This is a genomic window from Actinoplanes sp. NBRC 101535 (genome assembly GCF_030269225.1).
Taxonomy (GTDB): domain Bacteria; phylum Actinomycetota; class Actinomycetes; order Mycobacteriales; family Micromonosporaceae; genus Actinoplanes; species Actinoplanes rectilineatus.
Genome location: NZ_BSSY01000004.1, coordinates 131,897 through 150,882 on the forward strand (window position 1 = coordinate 131,897; position 18,986 = coordinate 150,882).

Below are 18,986 nucleotides of genomic sequence, written 5' to 3' on the forward strand. Positions count from 1 at the left end.
GTTCCCGCCGGTCACCAGGCGACCGGTAACTGATCGGGGCCGTCGATGAACGCGCTCCGCAGCCGTACCTCGCCGGCCGGCACCGCCAGCCGCAGCCCGGGCAGGCGCAGCCACAGGCTCTGATAGGTCATCCGCAGCAGCGTCCGGGCCACCGCCGCGCCGATGCAGTGATGGATGCCGTGCCCGAATCCGATGTGCGGCGCGGACTCCCGGGTCCCGTCCAGGACGTGCGGATCCGGGGTCAGCGCCGGGTCCCGGTTGGCCATCAGGACCGAGCAGAGGACCACCTCGCCGGCCCGGATCAGGTGCCCGTCGACGACCACGTCCCGCAACGCCATCCGGGGTGTCGGCTGCTGCACCGGCGACAGGTAGCGCAACAGTTCGTTGACCAGCCGGTCGTTCTCCTCCCGGCCGGCACCGAGCAGGCGTGCCTGATCGGGGTGTTCCAGCAGGGCGAGCACCCCGAAGCCGATCATCCCGGCGACGGTCTCCACACCGCCGAGGACGAGCGCGATGCACACGCCCTTCAGCTCCTCGTCGGTGAAGTCCGGGCCGTGGTCCCGGATGAGCATGCCGATGAATCCCTCGTCGGGATCCCGGCGCTGCCGGGCGATCAGGCTGCTCAGGTACCTGTTGAACGCCGCGCTGTCGGCGGCCCGGGCCTTGAACCCCCGGCTGAGGTCGACGTTGCGCCGGACCCGCCGGATGAACTCCCGCCGGTCGTCCCGGGGAATGCCGAGCAGTTCGCAGAGGGCGCCCCCGCCGACCGGATCGGCGAACAGCCCCTGCAGATCGGCGGGCGGCCCCTCGGCCTCCAGCTCGTCGAGGTGGTCGTCGATGAGCGCCTGGAACGCGGGCTCCAGCCGGCGGATGCGGCGGACGGTGAACTCCGGCGTCAGCATCCGCCGCAGCCGGGTGTGCTCGGGCGGGTCGTACGTCGAGATCTGCCCGACCAGCTCCGGTGGGATCGGCACCCCCTCGCCGCTGACCGGCTCGTTCTCGGTCAGCCGCAGCCGGGTGGTGAAGTTCTCGTGGTCGCCGAGGACCTTCCGGACCACGTCGTACCCCAGGGCCTGCCAGAGGTACTCCCGGCCCATCTGCACGGCAGCGTCGCCGCCGATCCGGATCAGCGGGCCGTGCGCCCGGAGCCGGGCCATGTCCGGGTGCGGATCGCAGCCGGACCGCAGCATGTAGTTCGCCGTCGGGATCACCAGCGGCGCTTCGGCGACACCGGGTTCCGGCGCCATCACGCGGGCCGGTAAGGCAGCCACTTCATCCCGTCGGGCGAGGCGACCAGCCCACCGGGGAACAGCGGCAGCTCGGGTTCGGCGTCGTCACCGAGGACCGCCGACATCTGCACCTGGCCGCCCTCCTGCATCACCTGCTTGACGACCTGTGATTTGAAGAGCGGGACCATGTTGCCGTCCTCGCTGTCGGCCATCCGGTCCACCGCCGCGGCGAACTCGGCGCTGTGCCCGGCGACCCGGGCCGCCGGGGTGAGCGCCGCCTCGCCGGACGACACCCCGCCGACCAGCTCCACGAAGGACTCCAGACCGCCGTGCTCGTTGTTGGTGACCTTCTTGGCCTTCCAGAAGTACGACTCCTCGTTGACGTTCATCTCGTAGAACGACACCAGGAACTCGTAGAAGACCCCGTACTCGCGGCGGTAGCGGGCCTCGAACTCGGTCAGCGCCGTCTTCTCGTCCAGGTCGTCGGCGAGGATGCTGTTGATCGACCGGGCGGCGAGCAGCGCGCTGTACGTCGCCAGGTGCACCCCGGAGGAGAACACCGGGTCCACGAAACAGGCGGCGTCGCCGACCAGGATCATCCCGGGCCGCCAGAACGACGTCTGGTGGTACGAGTAGTCCTTGCGGATGCGCAGTTCGCCGTAGCGGCCGGTGGTGATCCGGGTGGCGTCGGCGAGGTACTCGGCGATCAGCGGGCACTCGGCGATCAGCGCGGCCAGGGCCTTCTCCCGGTCGCCCTGGACCTTCTCGGCCATCTCCCGGCGGACCACCGCACCGACGCTGGTCATCGTGTCGCTCAGCGGGATGTACCAGAACCAGCCGCTGTCGAACGCGACGCTCAGGATGTTGCCGGAATTCGGCGCGGGCAGCCGCTTGCCGTTCTCGAAATAGCCGAACAGCGCCAGGCTGCGGAAGAACTCCGAATAGTTCCGGGTGCCGCCGACGCTGGAATGGAGCCGGCTCTTGTTGCCGGACGCGTCGATCACGAAACGGGCGCGCACCTCGTGCTCGTTTCCGTCCGCATCGGTGTAGCGCAACCCGTCGACCCGGTCGTCGGACTCGGTCACCGCGGCGACCGAACAGCCCTCGCGGACCTCGACGCCCCTACGCTTGGCATTGGTCAGCAGGATCTCGTCGAACCGGGCCCGCTCGACCTGGTACGCGAACGAGGTCGGGCCGGTGAGCTTGGACGACACCGCGAACGAGAACGTCCACGGCTCCGGCCGGGCGCCCCAGCGGAACGTGCCGCCCCGCTTGACCGGGAAACCCGCCCCGGCCAGCTCCTCCGAGATCCCGAGCAGCTTGCACACGCCGTGGACCGTCGCCGGCAGCAGCGACTCGCCGATCTGGTAGCGGGGGAAGACCTCCTTCTCCAGCAGCAGCACCCGATGGCCCTGCATCGCCACCAGGGCAGCCACGGTCGAACCGGACGGGCCACCGCCGGCCACCACCACGTCGAACTCTTCCAACGGCATTTCGTACCACCTATCGATCAGTAGGTCGAAATCGGGGAACGCCATTTCCGGAAAAGGCGCTGCGACTCGTATCGTCGGGCATCGACGGGAATGCCTCAAGGCGTCCAAGCGACCATCAGAGTGGTCAATCCGTATGCCGGCGTGGTCGTCCGGAACATGATTTCCGCGTCCGGATCCGCCAGGCGCAGATCAGGAAAACGGTCCCACAGGGCGGTGTACGCGATCCGTAGTTGCAGCCGGGTCAGCGCCGCGCCCAGACAGTGGTGGACGCCGTGTCCGAAGGCGACGTGCGGAACGGGGGTACGCGTGACGTCCAGGCGGTCCGGGTCGGGCGCCAGCGCGGGATCCCGGTTGGCCGCCGGCAACGAGCAGAGGACCGTCTCCCCCGCCCGGATCACCTGCCCGCCGATCGTGACGTCCTCCCGCGCGGTCCGCGGGGTGGGCGCGTACGGGACGGTCAGGTAGCGGATCAGCTCGTCGACCGCCCGGTCCGCGGCCTGGTCGCCGGCGCGGAGCGCGGTGATCTGCCCGGGGTGGCGCAGCAGTGCCAGCACGCCCAGCCCGAGCATGCCGGAGACGTTGTCGTCGCCGGCCAGCATCAGTTGGACGCAGACGCCGCGCAGCTCCTCGTCGGTGATCGTGTCGCCGTGCTCGGCGACGACCGCCCCGAAGAGCCCGTCGCCCGGGTCCTTGCGTTCCCGGGCCATCATCGCCACCAGGTAGCGGGCGAACGTCTCGCCGGCGGCCGCCCGCTTCCGGGCGCTCAGCGAGGCGTCGAGGTGCCGGTGGCACAACTGCAGGAACATGTCGTGGTCGTCGCGGGGCACCCCGATCAGCTCGCACAGCACGGCGCCGGGCACCCGGTCGGCGACCATCGCGACCAGGTCGGCGGGCGACCCGGACCGTTCCATCTCGTCGAGACGGTCCGCCACGATCTCCTCGATCCGCGGCGCCAGCGCGCGGATCCGGCGCTGGGTGAACCCGGGGGTCAGCAGGTGCCGCAGCCGGGTGTGCTCCGGCGGGTCGTAGTCCATCAGGTTGCCGACCAGCTCCCGGGGTCGGAAGACGCCGGTCCCGCCGGCCTCGTCACGCCGGTCGAAACGGCGCCGGGTGCTGAACCGCTGGTGATCGCCGAGCACCTGGCGTACCTCGGCGTGCCCGGCGGCCATCCAGGTGTGTTCGGCGTCCGCCCCGGTCCCGACCACGATCCGGGACAGCGGGCCGGCGGCGCGCAGCTCGTCCGCCGGGTCGAGGTCGTGCCGCCGGACGTGGACCGGCCGGGAGTCGTCGTCACCACTCAACGGGAAGCTCCTCGATCGCGAACGGCGCCGGCCGTCCCGGCTTGAACCGCAGCTCCTCCTCGGGGACCGCCAGGCGCAGGGACGGGAACCGGCGGACCACGGCCGGCAGGATCACCCGCATCTCGAGCCGGACCAGCGGCGCCCCGATGCAGTGGTGGATGCCGTGCCCGAAGGCCAGATGGGTGGTCTTCTCCCGGGTGATGTCGAACCGGTCCCCCCGGACCCGGTTGATCGCCAGCATCGAACACGTCACCACCTCACCGGCCCGGATCAGCCGGCCGGCGACGGTCACGTCGGTGAGCGCCACCCGCGGTGAGGGCGCCTCGACGACCGACGCGAAGCGCAGCACCTCCTCGATCGCGCCGTCGATCAGTTCGGGACGCTCATCGAGCAGCGCCATCTGCCCGGGGTGGGTCATCAACAGCAGCATCGCGGTCGACAACTGGGCGGCCATCTGCTCGGTCGCCATCGTCAGGCTCGCCTCGGCCAGCCCGGCCAGCTCGTCGTCGCCGACCCGGTCGCCGTGCTCTTGGACCAGGGCGCTGAGCATGCCGTCGCCCGGTTCACGACGTTTGCCGGCCACCAGCCGATGGGTGTAGTCGACCACCGCCATCCCGGACGCGACCCGCTGCCGGGGCAGCCGGCTCTCCCGGGTGTCCCGGATCATCCGGGACAGCTCGGCCTGGTCGTCGCGCGGGACGCCGAGGAACTCGCAGGCGATGACGGCCGGGATCGGCCAGGCGGCGTGCCGGACGAAGTCGGCCGGGGCGCCCCGGCTCGCGAAGTCGTCCAGACCCTCCTCGACGATCTCCTCGATCCGGGGCAGCAACCGCGCCATCCGCCGGGCCGAGTACGCCGGGGCGACGGTCCGCCGCAGCCGGGTGTGCTCCGGCGGGTCGTAGGCCTGCAGGATCCCCGGCAGTTTCGCCCGGTCTGCCTCGTCCTCGACCGGCCGCATCGAGCTGAACCGCTCATGGTCGCCGAGGATCTCCCGTACCTCGTCGAAGCCGGTGACCAGCCACTGCCTACGGCCGTCCATGCCGGGTTCGGCGTCGTACTCGTGCAGCGGGCCGTGTTCCTGCAGATCCTGGAACTCCGGCGCCGGATCCAGCCGCCGCCGCTGGTGTTGAAGGGGAAGTGCCATCGTTCCTCCAGTGCTCGTCTACCAGTCGAGGACGAGGGACTCCACATCGAACGGGGGTGGTCCCAGCCGGATCGCCCGGTGCGGGTCGGCCAGGCGCAGCGTCGGGAAGCGGTGGGCCAGGGCGGGGATCGCCGCCCGGAACATCAGCTCGGCCAGGGTCCGCCCGAGGCAGTGGTGGATGCCGTGCCCGAACGCCACGTGCTCGGCCCGGGGCCGGGTGATGTCGAACCGGTCCTGCGGATCGGGGAAGCGCCGGCGGTTGGCGGCCAGCAGGGAGCAGGTCACCGTGTCGCCGGCCTTGACGAGCCGCCCACCGACGCGGACGTCCTCGAGGGCGATACGCGGATGGGTCTTCTCGTCGGTGGTGAGGTACCGGATCATCTCCTCCAGCCAGTCCGGCACGGTCTCCGGCTTCTCCCGGAGCAGGGCGAACTGGTCCGGGTCCTCGACCATCAGCCAGGCGCCGCCGGCCAGGAACCGGGCCACCTGGTCGCCGCCGGCGCCCATCACGAACGCGGCCACCCCGGTCAGCTCGGCATCGGTGATCTCGTCGCCGAACTCGCGGACGACGACGCCGAACATGTCGTCGCCGGGTTCACGGCGGGTCCGGGCGGCGACCTTGTTCATGTAGGTCATGAACTTGTTGCCGGCCGCGGTCCGTTTCCGGCCGGACCGTTCGGTACGGCTGGCGTGCAGACACCGGGACAGCTCCGCCTGGTCGTCCCGGGGGATGCCGAGGAAGTCGCAGGTCGCCGTGGTCGCCACCGTCCAGCCGAAGTGCGGGACGAAGTCCAGCGGTCCGCCGATCGCCTCGATGGTGTCCAGGGTGTCCCGGACGACCCGTTCGGCCTGCTCGCCGAACTTCTGCATCCGGCGGACCGCGAAGGCCGGCGCCACCATCCGGCGCAGGCGGGTGTGCTCCGGCGGGTCGTACTGGGTGAGGAAGCCGGGCCAGGCGAACCCGGCAGCGGTCCCGCCGTAGAGCAGCCGGGCACTGAACTTCTCCGAGCTGAGGACCGCCCGGACCGCATCGAAACCGGTGGCCAGCCACGCGGTCCGCCCGCCGGGGCCCTCCTCGCTGCCCAGCGCGGTCATCGGGCCCTGGGCCATCAGGCGGCACAGCTCCGGTCCCGGATCGAACCGGTTCCTGCGGTGCAGCTCCAGCGCCTGGACGACGTTGATCTCCTCGAACATGCCACCGATCCCTTCAATCCGAGCGGCACAGTCCAACCGTCCGCATTGCGCGGCTGGACGTCTCAGTTCGCCATGACCGTGTAGTAGGCGCCGATCCGCATCGGCGTCCCGCTCGTGACGGTGGCCAGCCCGGTGTCCCGGAAGCGGTCCCGCGGGATGACCCGGAAGTCGAAGCTGACCCGGCACGCGCCGGTGTCGTTCGCCCTGTTCCCGTGCCGCAGGTTGATCGCGTCGAACTGCAGGAACTCGCCGGGAACCACTGTCACCGGGCGGTAGTCGGCCCGGTCCGGGGCGCTCTCCACCCAGATCGTGTTGGTGCCGAAGGCGGGCGTCAGCGGCAGCCAGAAGTTGACGGTGCCGGGCTGGTGCCGGAAGTCGGCGTCCCGGTGGAAGGTGCTGACCGCGGTCCCGCCGGGCGGGGCCACCCGGAAGGTGGGCACGGCCTGCACGCACACCTCGCCGGAGAAGAGCGGCAGCACGTGGGCCCGGAGGAAGTCGTGGTAGAGCCCGCGGATGCCGTCGAACCCGGCGTAGAACCGGGTGTGCGCCTCGGTCGCCTGGTCACTCGCGCCCGGCGCCGGGTGGACGGCGCAGTCCCTGTCGAGCCGGGCCAGATCGGTGCCGCCGACCAGGTCACGCACGCGGCGTACGAAAGGGAAACGGTCTTGATCGTAGGTGTGGATCGTCTGGTCGAGAATCGGCGCCTCGGCGACCGGATCGGTCATCGTGCTGTCCTCTCCATCTTCCGGGAAGGGGGTGGGGTCAACCGCCACGGACCACGTGGCGGACCGGCTCGGGCTCGGGCTCCTCGATCACGATCTCGGGCTCCTCGACCGGCCCGGCGGTGGTCCCCCCGGTCGCGAACTGCGTGTAGTAGAGCTCCGCGTAGAGGCCGCCGGCGGCCAGCAGCTCCTCGTGCGTCCCGCGTTCCCGGACCCCGCCGTCGTCGATCACCAGGATCTGATCGGCCTCGCGGATCGTGGACAGCCGGTGGGCGATCACCAGCGACGTCCGGCTGCGCAGCGCGGTCCGCAACGCCCGCTGGACCGCGGCCTCGGACTCGGAGTCCAGGTGGGCGGTGGCCTCGTCGAGCACCACGATCGAGGGAGCCTTCAGCAGCAGCCGGGCGATCGCCAGCCGCTGCTTCTCGCCACCCGACATGCGGTAGCCGCGGTCGCCGACGACGGTGTCGAGGCCGTCCGGCAGGGACTCGACCAGCCCCCAGATCTGCGCGCCCCGGCACGCCTCGACCAGGTCGTCCTCGGTGGAGGTGGGCCGGGCGTAGAGCAGGTTCTCCCGGATCGTGTCGTGGAACAGGTAGGCGTCCTGGCTGACCACCCCGACCGTCTCCCGCAACGAGTCGAAGGTCAGGTCCCGCAGGTCGTGCCCGCCGACGCGGATCGTCCCGGCGGTCGGGTCGTACAGCCGGGAGACCAGGTGGGTGATGGTGCTCTTGCCGGCCCCGGACGGGCCGACCAGCGCGGTCATGGTGCCGCCCGGCACCAGCAGGCTCACCCCGCGCAGCACTTCCGGCGACGGCTCGCCGCGACGGCGTTCGGTCCGGACGTACTCCAGCGACGGCAGCGAGACCTCATCGGCGGTGGGGTACCGGAAGTCCACGTCGGCGAATTCGATGTCCGGCGCGGCGCCGGCCGGCAGCGCGGCCGCGCCGGGACGCTCCCGGATCAGGGGCTTCAGATCGAGCAGTTCGAAGGTACGGGAGAAGCTCACCACGATCATCTGCGCGGTCTCCTGCAGACCGGACAACTGGACGATCGGGCCGAACAACCGGCCCAGCAGGGTGGCGATGGCGACCAGCGTGCCCAGCTGGAACGCGCCGTCGAGGACCAGGCCGCCGCCGACGCCGTAGACGAGCGCGGTGGCCAGCGACGCCATCAGGCCCATCATCACGAAGGCCATCTGGCCGTACACCGCGAGACTCACACCGATCCTGCGGATCCGGCCGGCGTGGCCCGCGTACTCGGCCATCTCCTCGGCCGGGCGGCCGAAGAGCTTGGAGAGCATCGCGCCCTGGACGTTGAACCGTTCCTGGAGCAGTCCGCCGAGGCCGGCGTTGGCCTCCATCAGCCGCTCGGTACGCCGCTGGATCACCCGCCCCACGTAGATCCAGGGAACGATGAACAGCGGGATCACCAACAGCGTGACCACGGCGACCAGCCACGACAGGTAGAACAGCTCGGCCAGCACCAACAGGACGGTGATCCCGCTGGTGACCGCCATCAGCAGGAAGCCGAAGTGCTGCTGCGCCATGATCAGTTCGGTGTGCAGCCGGTTGACCAGCACCCCCGTCTGGGTACGCGTGAAGAACGCGATCGGCAGCCGCTGAACATGTCGTAACGCCTGGACCCGCAGGTCGTAGGTGACCCCCTGGCCGATCTTGCCGGAGATGTACGCCGACACCAGCTGCAGCAGTCCGCTGACCACCGCGAGCCCGGCCGCCAGGCCGGCCATCACCACCACCAGGCGGAGATCGTTCTTCAGGATGCCGTCGTTGACCAGATTCATCAGCAGCAGCGGAATGGAGATGACGACGAGCGAGTCCAGGGTGGCGATCAGGAGGAAGAGCCACACCTTGCCGGTGTGCGGACGGAAGTAGGTCAGCACACGGCGCAACGTCCCCGGGCGGACGTGGGTCTCCCAGGGATCGGGCTCGTCGTCGTTTCTCGTCATGCCCCCGAAATTCATCACTACATCCACAACAAAACCCTTCTGATGCGACTCGCGGAGTCATCGATCTCATCGTGGTGACCGAAGCCGATGTCCACGAGTGGTCGCGCTATCGGCAGCGGTACAGGACCTGATCGCGGGGCGGCGCCACGTCGGTCACCACCCGGCAGGTCGCGGTGACCCACGCGGCGATGGCGCCGATCGTGCCGGTGTCGCCGTCACGCCGGCCGGGATCCCCGGCCGCGGGCAGCAGGAAGTAGCGCAGCTCGCCGGTCCCGACCAGCGCCTCGACCCCGGCCGGGGTCGGCTGCGGCACGCTGCCGTGGTTGCCGCCCATCGGCAGATAGGCCTGCCCGGTGGCGGCGATGTAGGGCGACGCCATGTGCCAGAACGTGGTCGCGGCCAGGAATCGGGCGCCGTCCCGGTGCGCGGTCAGGTACGCGTGGAGCCGGCTCTGCTCGGCGGTGAGCACACCGGTCGGGCTCAGGTCGTTGCCCCCGGCCGTACCGGCCCGGCCGCCGGGTCGTGGGCCGGCCGAGGCCTCGAAGGCGTCCCCGCCGTACCGCGGATCCAGCACCGACGCGGCCCAGAACACCGGAGTCGCCACCATCGCCGCCACCGCGAGCGCCATCGCCGCGACGCGGACCCGCCGGAGCGTCCGGGCCACGGCCAGCACCAGCAGCGCGATCGCGCCGGCGGCCGCCACCACCCACCACAGCCAGGGCAGGAAGTCCGGGAACCGGCGGCTCAGGTGGATCGTCCAGAGCAGCTCGGCCACCACCAGGACGGGCAGTTGCCACGGCGCGTCGCCGTCCCGCAGCCCGGTCCAGGCCCGGACCACGGCCAGCGCGGACAGGACCGCCAGCGGCGGGGCGAGCGAAGCCAGGTACGCCTGGTGCGCGATCGTCATGCCACCGAGCACCGCGGCCACCACGAGCAGCCACGACCCTCCGAAGAGGAGCCCGGCCCGGAGCGGGTCGGTCCGGGGCGCCCGGCCCCGGGCGATCAGCCCGAAGAGCAGACCGAACAGCGCCAGTGGGTAGAGCCAGCCGATCTGCGAGGCGTACCGGGCGCCGGCCAGTTTCGCCGGGCCACCCTGGTCCGGGGTCTCCTGCTGTTCGAAGCCGCCGCCCTGACCGCCCTGGCTCCCGTGCGGGCTCTCCTCATGAACGCCGCCACCGTCGCCGGCACCGGCGTCGGTGACCCGGACCGCGCCCGGGACGTGCCAGCCGAAGCGGTCGAACCCGTTGTAGCCGAACACCATCGCGATCGCGCTGTCGTTCGTGCTGCCGTCCACATAGGGCCGGCTGCCGGCGGGCGTCGCCTCGTACAGCGCGATCCACGACAGCGAGACGGCAAGGGTGACAGCCCCCGCCGCGGTGAGCCGGCCCAGCCGGCGCCGCCACCCGCCGGGCGCGGCCACCAGGAAGGTCACCGCCATGGCCGGCAGGATCAGCCAGGCCTGCATCATCTTGGCCTGGAAGCCCAGCCCGACCCAGACACCGGCCAACAGCAGCGGCCCGAGCCGGCCGGACGTCAGCGCCGCCAGGAAGGCGTCGGCGGCGAGGACCAGGCAGAGGGTGAGCAGGCCGTCCTCCATCGCGTGCCCGAACATCGAGGCGACCACCGGCGTCAGCCCGAACAGGCCGGCGGCGAGCAGCCCGGCCGCCGGCCCGGCGAGCCGCCGCCCGATCCGGTACATCACCAGGACGGCGACGACCCCCTCGACGACCTGGGGCAGGGCCAGCGACCACTCGTGGAACCCGAAGAGCCGGGCCGAGATCGCCTGCGGGACGAAGGCCCCGGCCAGCTTGTCCAGGGTGATCGTCGCGCCGGGGTCCAGCGCGCCGTAGAGCAGCGCCCAGCCGTTCACCGACATGCTCTTCACCGCGAGCGCGTAGTAGGACGCGAAGCCGCTGTCCTCGATGCGCCAGCCGTAGAGCACCGCGGTGATCGCGGCCAGCGTCAGCAGCGCCGGCCGCGCCCAGTCCGGCTGGCCCTCCGGTGACCGCCAGAAGGCGATCCTGATCGACGGACGAGAAGGGTTCACCGGCGTCTTTCCCTCCAGGTGACGCCGGCGTGTCCGGATCACGCGCCGCCCGACGCCGGGCCGGCGTTGGCATCGAAGGAATTGCCGGAATAGTCGGGGTCCAGAACCGAGACGGCATACGTGGCCGGCGCGGCGAGCATGGCCGCGACGCCGAGCACCAGTCCGGTCCTGATCAGGGCCGGAGAGGCGCCCCGGAGCACCCGCCCGAGGACCAGCACGATCAGGGCGGCCACGCCGAGCGCCACCGCGCCCCACTTCGCCACCGTCAGGAAGTTCGGATAGTGCGACCACAGCCAGGCGGCCCAGGCCACCTCGGCGGCGACCGCGGCCGGCAGGACCCAGCCCGGCCCGCCGCCGTCCCGGTACGCCCGCCAGAACATCACGATGCCGAGCGCGGACAGGGCGGCCACCGCGGGGGCGAGATCGGCCACGAACGCGGTGTGGTCGACCGCGCCCAGGGTGAACACCAGCCCGAAGGTCAGCAGCCAGAGACCCCACATCACCAGGCCGCCGCGCACCGGATCGGTCCGGTCCGTCCCCCGCCGGCGCCACAGGCCGTACAGCAGAGCCAGCAGCGAGAGCGGGAACAGCCAGGCGATCGCCACGCCGAGGTGACCGTCGAACAGCTTGGTCCAGCCCATCGGGTCCGGCCGGCTCTCCCGCTTGGACTCGTCCCCGCCGGGCGGCCCGACCGGCCCGGCCGGCATCTCCCCGGCCCGCGTGTCCGGCAGCCCGGCCATGTCCTGGCCCTTCGTGCCGACGTTGCCCTGCTCCAGGTCGTGGGCCTTGGAGCCGACGTTGCCCTGGGTGTCCTGCCCCTCGGTGCCGCTCTCGCCCAGCACCGGCGGGCCGCCCCGCAGGTTGGTCGCCGCGGCGCCGGGGATCTGGATGCCCAGGCGGCTGAGGCCGTTGTAGCCGAACACCTGGGCGACGGCACTGTTGTCGGTGGTGCCGCTGATCCAGGGCCGGTCGTCGGCCGGGGTCAGTTCGTAGAGCGCGACCCACGACAGCGACACCGCCAGCGTCACCACACCGGCGACGCCCAGGTGCCGCAGCCGCCTACCGAGGCCGGCCGGTGCGGTCAGCAGGTAGCCGACGGCCAGGGCCGGCAGGATCAGCCACGCCTGCAGGCTCTTGGTCTGGAAGGCGAGACCGACCCAGACACCGGACCAGACCAGCGACGCGAGCCGGGCCTCCAGAACCGCGCGCTGGTACGCGTCGACCGCCAGCACCAGGCACATGACCAGTGCCCCGTCCGGCATGCTGTGGCCGAACAGGGACGCGGTGACCGGGGTGAGCGTGAAGATCCCGGCGGCGAGCAGTCCGGCCGGTGCCCCGGCCCAGCGGCGGACCACCCGGTACATCACCAGCACCGTGATCACGCCCTCGATCACCTGCGGCAACGCCAGCGACCAGGCGGAGTACCCGAAGATCTTGGCCGAGACGACCTGCGGCACGAACGACCCGGCGAGTTTGTCCAGGGTGTACGTGGCCTCCGGATCGGCGGCGCCGTACAGGAACGCCCGCCAGCTCCCGGACATGCTCTTCACCACGTCGGCGTAGAGCGGCGCGTAGTCGACCAGCCGCAGGTTCCAGGCGTACAGCACCAGCGCGACCAGGGCGATGCCCAGCAGCGCGGGCCGGGCCCACCGGGGCTGATCGGCCGGCGAACGCCACACCGCCCAGCGCGGGGGACGGTTCTCGGGCGCCGGATTCCGTGACGGCGACGGTAGATCGGTCAGTGTTTCGGACACCCCGGTACCTCCAGGCGGGAAATGGCGTCGATAGGGGCGGGCGGTCAGCCCGCGGCGCACAGCAGACGGGCGGCCGTCGTCGTGCCGTCGGCGCGGATCGTGCCGGCCACCGCGGTTGCCCGGGCGCGGACCCGCGGCGCCAGGGCGGCGCCGAGCGCGGCGGCGATCGAGCCGGCGGTCGGGGACGGGCCCTCGTGTGCCACCCCGATGCCCAGCGCGGCCACCCGGGCGGCGTAGTGCGGCTGGTCGGCGATCTGCGGCACCACGATCTGCGGCACGCCGGCCCGGGCAGCGACGTGCGTGGTGCCGGTGCCGCCGTGGTGGACGGCCACCGCCACCCGGGCGAACAGCTCCTGCTGGTTCACCTCGCCGATCGCGAGGCAGTCGTCCCGGTCGTCGGGCAGCGCCAGGTCGGCCCAGCCCCGGGCCAGGATCACCCGGCGCCCGCGGGCCCGGCAGGCCTCGACGACCAGCTTCGCCACTCCGGCGGGCGCCGGTCCGCTGCCGAAGCCCACGTACACCGGCGGCTCGCCGGCCGCCAGGAACGCCGCCACCGCCTGCGGCAGCGGCCGGTCGTCGGGGGTGATCCACGCGCCGGTCTGCACCGCGTCGAGGTGCGGCGGCCGGGGCGCCAGCACCGGATCCGCGGCCAGCCAGGGCCGATCGGTGCAGCCGTAGTCGAAGAGGCCGGTCACCGGCGGCAGGCCGATCGCGGAACGCCGTTCGTTGAGCGGGCCGCCGAACATCCGGTCGGCGCCCTCGTTGTAGCGGGCCCGCATCGCCGGCGACGGCAGCAGAGGCGGGGAGGAGACCGCGTAGACGTACCGGATGCCCAGCTTCTCGGCCACCGACCGGACCGCGACCGCGCCGGAGAACAACCCGCTCGCCACCACCGCGTCACAGCCCCCGGCCACCGCCGGCAGCGTGGCGAACTGCTCGGCGATCCGGGCCGCCACCAGCTCGGGCTCCGGCGGTCCACCCAGTCCGCGGGCACCGGCCAGCACCGGCTCCCCGGCCAGCGCCAGCGGCACGCCGGTCTCGGCAAGCCGCGCGGCGAAGTCGGACGGCGCGCACATCCTCGTCTCCACGCCCTGCTCGCGCAGGCGTACGGCCAGGGCGATCAGCGGCTCCACGTCACCGCGTGGCCCGTGCGTCCACAGCAACACCCGCATCCGGCTCACCTCAGCGCCGGATCGCGGTGATGCCGACCGTGGTGTACCGCAGGACGAACGCGCCACCCTGCTCGTCGATCGCCGCGCCCAGGTACGCCAGGAACCGGGCGCGGACGTCCTCGGCGAGGTGGTTCAGGCCGCCCTGGGTGGGCAGGATGTCGAGCCATTCGTCGCGGGTGTAGGTGCGTTCCCAGGCGAATCGCAACGGCTCCGGCTCACCGAACGCGGCGGTGCGGCGAATGCCCTCGGCGGCTTTCGCGAACGGCTTCTTGTCGCCGTCTCCGCGCGGGGTCTCGCCGGGCGCGTCCGGAACCGCGCGGCGATAGGCGTTCCCCTGCGCCGCCATGATTTCCGGCGGCAGGGTGAAATCGTTCTCGAAAAGGGCGAGAACCCCGGTCGGCGACAACAGGCCGGCGGCTTTCCGTGCTCCCTCGAACGGGTCCACCCAGTGCCAGGCGGTGCCCGAGACGACCGCGTCGAAGGTACGGCCCGCCGGATCCCAGTCCTCGAACCTCGCCACCTCGACGTCGAGGCCGCGACCGCGGGCGAAGGCGGCCATCCGGGGGTCCGGCTCGACGCCGAGAACCGTGCATCCGGCCGCCTGGAAAGCGCGGGAGGAGATGCCGGTGCCACAGCCGGCGTCCACGATGGTCGTACCCGGGCTGATGGCCACGATCCGGTCGATCAGCGATTCCGGATAACGGGGGCGGGCGCGGTCGTACCGTTCGGCTTCCAGACCGAACCATTCCGCTGTCCGCCGACTGTCCTGCAATTCAGGAGGAGATGGGGGCATGACCTCACCATAGTTACGTTCGACGATGTCCATGTGCGGCGGGAATACCGGGCTCAGCCCAGCCGGGCGGCGCCCGCGTTGAGGATCGACAGCAGCGTCCGGGCCTGGACGTTGAGGTAGTGCCCATGCCCGGCCAGGGCGCCGAGCTGGCCCGGGGTGGCCCACTGGAAACCGGCCGGCGGCCGCATCGGGACCTCGTCGGCGACGTCGACGAAGAGGTAGCGGCTCTCCGCGTGCAGGAACCGGCCGCCCTCCTCGGAATGCAGGGTCTGGTACCGGATCCGCTCCGGTGGGGCGGCCAGCACCAGGTCCAGGAAGGCCGGCCGCTGCCCGGCCGGCAGGTGCGCCCAGTTGGCCGGATCGCACTGCACGGTCGGGGCCAGCTCGACGGTGTCCAGGAACCCGGCCTCGGCCTTCGCCTGGACCAGCAGGTGCGGCACCCCACCGATCTCGCGGACCAGGAAGGCGGTGACGCCGGTGCCGGTCGGCTCGATCAGCGGCTGCGTCCAGCCGGCCACCTCCCGGCTGCTCGCCTCGACGGCGACCGCGACCACCCGGAAGAAGCGGTCGTCGGCCCGGCGGATGGAGTCCCGGTCCCGGTCCCAGCCGGCCAGGCCGGACAGCGGCCGGCGCTCGATCACCGGCGACCACCGGGACCGTTCGACGGTGAACCAGGACTGCAGCTCCGCGTCGCTGTTCAGCGCGCCCGGCTCCGGCCCGGCCACCGGCAGGCAGGCGATCACCGTCCGGGAGTCCATGTTCACCACGTTGTCGGCCCGCAGCAGCTCACCGATCTGGCCCAGGGTGAGCCAGCAGAAGTCCTCGTGCGGCGCCACCTCGCCGGTCGCCTCGACGAGCATGTTGCGGTTGAACTTGCGGTAGAACCAGGCGCCGTGCTCGGACTGCAGCACGTCGGTGAGCACCCGGCCGCGGTCCGGGCCGGCGAAGTGCTCGAGGTAACGGACACCGGCCCCGCGGTGGACCCCGGTGTAGTTGCTGAAGGTGGCCTGCACGGTCGGCGACAGCTGCAGCAGGTTGCGGTTGCCCGGCTCCATCTTGGCCTGCAGCAGGAAGTGCAGGACCCCGTCGAACTCCTTCGCCAGGATGCCCAGGATGCCGACCTCCGGCTGCCGGATGATCGGCTGCTGCCATCCGCCGGTGTCCTCGCCGAGGCGGACGGAGAGCCCTTCGACGCTGAAGAACCGGCCGGTGCGGTGCACCAGATTGCCGGTACCCGGCGCGAACGACCAGCCGTCGAGGTCGTCCAACGCGATTCGGTCGACCCGGAACCGGTGCGCCCGGGCCCGGCCGGCCAGCCAGGCCGGGAAGTCGGCGGTCCGCATCGTGTGCCCCGCGGCGGTCTGCGCCGCCGAGCGCCGCAGCCGCTCCGGCAGGGTCCCGTCGACCCGGGGACGCAGCGCGACGGCCGCGGTCACGGCGCCGCCGCCTCGGCGACACAGCAGGCGACGGTACGCGCAAGCGCCTCGTCCAGCGGCACCCGCGGCCGCCAGCCGGTGACCGCCCGGAACGCCGACGCGTCGATGGTGACGCTGTGGAAGTCGCCGGCCTCGGCGTGCGCGGGCGGCGGCACCGACACCACCCGGACCGGTGGCTCGCCGGTCTCCGCGGCGACCAGCTTCGCCACCGTGGTGAACACCTCGCCCAGCGGCGATCCGTGACCGGAACCGATCAGCCAGGGTCGGCCGGCCAGGTTCTCCGCGTGGTCGGCCGCCGCCACGACGGCGCGGGCCACGTCGTCGATGTAGACCAGGTCGCGGCGGACCGTGCCGTCGTGCCACATGGTGATGTCCTGGCCGGCCACCGCGCGGCGCACCATCAGCGACACCACGCCCTTGTCCCGGGCGGTGGACCGGGGCCCGGCGCCGAAGACCGTCGGCAACCGGACCGGGACCGCCCGGACCACACCCTCGGCGTGCGCGGCCAGCAGGATCCGCTCGGCGGCCAGCTTCTGCCTGTCGTACTCCCCCGCCGGGCGGTCCGGCTCGCTGCCGTCCAGCACCGCACGATCGGAGGGACCGACCTGCGAGGCCGCACCGGTGAACACCACCCGCACCGGCGGGCCGGGACGGCGTACCGCGTCGATCAGATCCCGGACCAGGCCGACGGTGATCCGCTCGGCCGCGGCGTCGCCGTCGGCGACCCGCCAGGTCGTCGATCCGGCGATGTACGCCACGGCATGGATCACGATGTCCGCGCCGGCCACCGCCGCGGCCATCCGGCCCGGCTCGCTGAGGTCGGCGGCCAGCACCTCGACCTCGGCCACCGCGTCCGGCGGCACCGGGGCGGGGCGGCGGGACACCGCGCGGACCCGGATCGGGCGGGCGGCCAGCTCCCGCAGCACCGCGGAGCCGACGAAACCGCTCGCGCCGAGCAGCGCGACCAGGGGTGGTTTCACCGCCACAGCTTCGCCTCCACGTTCCGGCACAGCGTGTAGTCGTTCAGCAGACCACGGTCGCGGGCCTGGGCCAGCGTCGGCGCCACCGCGTCCCGTTCGGACTGCCGGATCTCGATGCCGTCCGGGACCGGCAGGCCGATCGCCGGGTCGAGCGGGGAGACCGCCAACTCGTTGGCCGGCACGTACCCCTCGGACATCAGGTACACGACCACCGAGTCGTCGCGCAGCGAGAGGAACGCGTGCCCCACGCCGACCGGGATGTACAGCGCCCGGGAGTTGTCGCCGGTGAGCTCGGTCGCCGACCAGCGGCCGAAGGTGGGCGAGCCGACCCGCAGGTCGACCAGGAAGTCCAGCACCTCGCCGTACGGGCAGTAGACGTACTTGGCCCGGCCGGGCGGGGTGGCCGTGTAGTGGATGCCGCGCAGCACGCCGCGGGCCGAGCGGTTGTGGCTCACGTCCCGGACCGGGAAGAGCGGGCGGTCCAGCGCCTCGGCGAACGCCGGATCCTGGTACGGCGAGGTGAACAGTCCCCGGGTGTCCGCGTACACCGCCGGGGTGAAGAGGAAGGCGCCGTCGATCGCGGTCGGCTCGACGGTGGCGGTCACAGCGTCTCCAGGACCGAGCGCAGCGCGTCGATGACCCGGTCCTGATCGGACTCGGTCAGCGACGGGTACATCGGCAGCGAGAAGATCTCCCCGGCGAGCGCCTCGGTGACCGGGAGCGAGCCGCGGGCGTACCCGAGATGGGCGAAACCGCTCATCGTGTGCACCGGCCACGGGTAGCTGATGTTCAGCGCGATGTCGTACTCGCGGAGCGCCTCGATGATCCGGTCGCGCTGGGGATGGCGGACCACGTACACGTAGAAGACGTGGGTGTTGCCGGGGTTGGTGGCCGGCAGCTGGAGGCCGCCCGGGCCGGTCAGGTCGCCGAGCCGCTGTTCGTAACGCCGGGCCACGGCGTTGCGCCCGGCGATGTAGTCGTCCAGGCGGGTCAGCTTGCGGCGCAGGATCTCGGCCTGGACCTCGTCGAGCCGGCTGTTCTGCCCCGGCGAGCGGACCACGTAGTAGACCTTGTCCATGCCGTAGTAGCGCAGCTGCTTGAGGTTGCGGTCGACCTCCGCGTCGTCGGTCAGCACCGCGCCGCCGTCGCCGTACGCGCCGAGCACCTTGGTGGGATAGAAGGAGAACGCGGCCGCGTCGCCCATCGTCCCGGCGATCCGTCCGTGGTGCCGGGCCCCGTGCGCCTGGGCGCAGTCCTCCAGGATCTTCAGGCCGTGCCGTCCGGCCAGGGCGGTCAGCGGCGCCATGTCGGCGCACTGGCCGTACAGGTGCACCGGGAGGATCGCCCGGGTCCGCTCGGTGACCACGCCGGCCACCTGGTCGACGTCGATCAGGAAGTCGTCGGCGCGGACGTCGACGAAGACCGGCGTCGCCCCGGTGGCGGCGATGGCCACCACCGTCGGCGCCGCGGTGTTGGAGACCGTGACGACCTCGTCACCGGGGCCGATGCCCAGCGCCTGCAGGCCGATGGTGAGCGCGTCGGTCCCGTTGTCCACACCGGTGCCGTGGGCCAGCCCGTGGTATGCGGCGAACTCCGCCTCGAACCCCCGGACGCTCTCGCCGAGCACCAGCTGCCCCGAACCGAAGACCCTCTGGACGGCGTCGAGGATGTCGTCCTTCTCCTTGGCGTACTCCGTCAGGTAATCCCATACACGCGTCGTCACTGGCTGGCTCCCGATCGTCGGAGGGCGGT

At 72.0% G+C, this 18,986-nt stretch carries 15 protein-coding genes; all 15 read right to left on the reverse strand.

Annotated features, from left to right (window positions below):
- Positions 1-11: 11 nt before the first annotated feature.
- Entirely contained in the window at positions 12-1,247 is a 1,236-nt protein-coding gene (locus tag QSK32_RS12715; protein WP_045739887.1) for a cytochrome P450, read from the reverse strand.
- Complete coding sequence (locus QSK32_RS12720; protein WP_285471987.1) at positions 1,247-2,722, reverse strand: tryptophan halogenase family protein; 1,476 nt, start codon at positions 2,720-2,722, stop codon at positions 1,247-1,249. The genes QSK32_RS12715 and QSK32_RS12720 overlap by 1 nt, the downstream gene beginning before the upstream one ends.
- 95 nt (positions 2,723-2,817) lie before the next feature.
- Positions 2,818-4,023 carry a cytochrome P450 gene (locus QSK32_RS12725; RefSeq protein WP_285471988.1) on the reverse strand — a complete coding sequence of 402 codons (1,206 nt, stop codon included), beginning with the start codon at positions 4,021-4,023 and terminating at the stop codon, positions 2,818-2,820.
- On the reverse strand, positions 4,013-5,167 hold the full coding sequence (locus tag QSK32_RS12730; RefSeq protein WP_285471989.1) for a cytochrome P450: 1,155 nt from the start codon (positions 5,165-5,167) through the stop codon (positions 4,013-4,015). The genes QSK32_RS12725 and QSK32_RS12730 overlap by 11 nt, the downstream gene beginning before the upstream one ends.
- Before the next feature lie 18 nt (positions 5,168-5,185).
- On the reverse strand, positions 5,186-6,361 hold the full coding sequence (locus QSK32_RS12735) for a cytochrome P450 (protein WP_045739883.1): 1,176 nt from the start codon (positions 6,359-6,361) through the stop codon (positions 5,186-5,188).
- A gap of 62 nt (positions 6,362-6,423) precedes the next feature.
- On the reverse strand, positions 6,424-7,086 hold the full coding sequence (locus QSK32_RS12740) for a phytanoyl-CoA dioxygenase family protein (protein ID WP_052720085.1): 663 nt from the start codon (positions 7,084-7,086) through the stop codon (positions 6,424-6,426).
- Positions 7,087-7,123: 37 nt separating this feature from the next.
- Entirely contained in the window at positions 7,124-9,067 is a 1,944-nt protein-coding gene (locus QSK32_RS12745; protein ID WP_211275254.1) for an ABC transporter ATP-binding protein, read from the reverse strand.
- Positions 9,068-9,158: 91 nt separating this feature from the next.
- Entirely contained in the window at positions 9,159-11,099 is a 1,941-nt protein-coding gene (locus tag QSK32_RS12750) for an ArnT family glycosyltransferase (RefSeq protein WP_285471990.1), read from the reverse strand.
- Between the two features lie 38 nt (positions 11,100-11,137).
- A complete protein-coding gene (locus QSK32_RS12755; RefSeq protein ID WP_052720084.1) occupies positions 11,138-12,853 on the reverse strand; it encodes a glycosyltransferase family 39 protein in 1,716 nt (571 codons plus the stop codon).
- Between the two features lie 44 nt (positions 12,854-12,897).
- Positions 12,898-14,025: a glycosyltransferase gene (locus QSK32_RS12760; RefSeq protein ID WP_045739974.1), complete on the reverse strand. Its 1,128-nt coding sequence runs from the start codon at positions 14,023-14,025 to the stop codon at positions 12,898-12,900.
- A gap of 10 nt (positions 14,026-14,035) precedes the next feature.
- On the reverse strand, positions 14,036-14,818 hold the full coding sequence (locus QSK32_RS12765; protein WP_045739973.1) for a class I SAM-dependent methyltransferase: 783 nt from the start codon (positions 14,816-14,818) through the stop codon (positions 14,036-14,038).
- Positions 14,819-14,871: 53 nt separating this feature from the next.
- Positions 14,872-16,254 (reverse strand): NDP-hexose 2,3-dehydratase family protein, encoded by a 1,383-nt coding sequence (locus QSK32_RS12770; protein ID WP_285471991.1) that lies wholly within the window; start codon positions 16,252-16,254, stop codon positions 14,872-14,874.
- Positions 16,251-17,240 (reverse strand): NAD-dependent epimerase/dehydratase family protein, encoded by a 990-nt coding sequence (locus tag QSK32_RS12775; protein ID WP_045739879.1) that lies wholly within the window; start codon positions 17,238-17,240, stop codon positions 16,251-16,253. The genes QSK32_RS12770 and QSK32_RS12775 overlap by 4 nt, the downstream gene beginning before the upstream one ends.
- On the reverse strand, positions 17,231-17,839 hold the full coding sequence (locus tag QSK32_RS12780) for a dTDP-4-dehydrorhamnose 3,5-epimerase family protein (RefSeq protein ID WP_045739878.1): 609 nt from the start codon (positions 17,837-17,839) through the stop codon (positions 17,231-17,233). Before QSK32_RS12780 ends, QSK32_RS12775 begins: the two co-directional genes overlap by 10 nt.
- Positions 17,836-18,957 (reverse strand): DegT/DnrJ/EryC1/StrS family aminotransferase, encoded by a 1,122-nt coding sequence (locus QSK32_RS12785; protein WP_285471992.1) that lies wholly within the window; start codon positions 18,955-18,957, stop codon positions 17,836-17,838. The genes QSK32_RS12780 and QSK32_RS12785 overlap by 4 nt, the downstream gene beginning before the upstream one ends.
- Positions 18,958-18,986: the final 29 nt, after the last annotated feature.

Bases quoted from the DNA above. Each gene is read 5' to 3' on its own strand.
- QSK32_RS12760 (WP_045739974.1), bottom strand. From the start codon at position 14,025: ATGCGGGTGTTGCTGTGGACGCACGGGCCACGCGGTGACGTGGAGCCG.
- QSK32_RS12720 (WP_285471987.1), bottom strand. From the start codon at position 2,722: ATGCCGTTGGAAGAGTTCGACGTGGTGGTGGCCGGCGGTGGCCCGTCC.
- QSK32_RS12735 (WP_045739883.1), bottom strand. From the start codon at position 6,361: ATGTTCGAGGAGATCAACGTCGTCCAGGCGCTGGAGCTGCACCGCAGG.
- QSK32_RS12765 (WP_045739973.1), bottom strand. From the start codon at position 14,818: ATGCCCCCATCTCCTCCTGAATTGCAGGACAGTCGGCGGACAGCGGAA.
- QSK32_RS12730 (WP_285471989.1), bottom strand. From the start codon at position 5,167: ATGGCACTTCCCCTTCAACACCAGCGGCGGCGGCTGGATCCGGCGCCG.
- QSK32_RS12740 (WP_052720085.1), bottom strand. From the start codon at position 7,086: ATGACCGATCCGGTCGCCGAGGCGCCGATTCTCGACCAGACGATCCAC.
- QSK32_RS12715 (WP_045739887.1), bottom strand. From the start codon at position 1,247: ATGGCGCCGGAACCCGGTGTCGCCGAAGCGCCGCTGGTGATCCCGACG.
- QSK32_RS12745 (WP_211275254.1), bottom strand. From the start codon at position 9,067: ATGAATTTCGGGGGCATGACGAGAAACGACGACGAGCCCGATCCCTGG.